At 41.3% G+C, this 537-nt stretch carries 1 protein-coding gene; it reads right to left on the bottom strand.

Annotated elements, in window-relative coordinates; translation table 11 throughout:
* Positions 1-187: 187 nt before the first annotated feature.
* On the bottom strand, positions 188-537 hold a 350-nt coding region (locus tag PMAL9190_RS20020), incomplete at its 5' end, for a hypothetical protein (RefSeq protein WP_087846973.1).

The following is a 537-nucleotide window of genomic DNA, read 5'->3' as shown; positions in this document are numbered from 1 at the left end:
CGGCACTTGGGAGTTTTTTCTTTTCATTACAATAGGCTTTTATTGTGACTTTTTTGGGTGAACTTCTGTCGTTACTCACCTCAACGACGATATTCTCTGGCATGGTTTATTCTCCAACTTGCATTGTCTCGATAAAAAAAAGCCTTAAACAAGGTTCAAGGCTTTAAGGATTCATTTGGCAATGACATTATTTTGCAGGCGCAAAATCTTCAGCTGCTTGACGGTGTGCTGTGTAGATTGCTTCACCGTCACTTTCTGCATCAAAGATAACTTTAACGTCAGCAGAGAACAGAATAACGTCACCTACTTCAGCAACGTATTTGTTGCCTTCCATATCACGCATGACGATCTTGCCTTTCGTTACTACTTTGTACTCTACAGAGTCGTAGAAGTATTCAAACTCAACACCTGGAGACATAGTGAAGTGACCAATCGTCAATGGCGCACTGTTGTTAGTAACAGCAACTTCAGCCATGTCGCTTTTTAGGCCTTCAACTTCTAGCAATTTGCTTAGGTCGTTTAGCTTAAACGTGCCAG

It is taken from the genome of Photobacterium malacitanum (assembly GCF_900185615.1).
GTDB lineage: Bacteria > Pseudomonadota > Gammaproteobacteria > Enterobacterales > Vibrionaceae > Photobacterium > Photobacterium malacitanum.
This window is presented reverse-complemented; position numbering and strand designations above follow the sequence as displayed.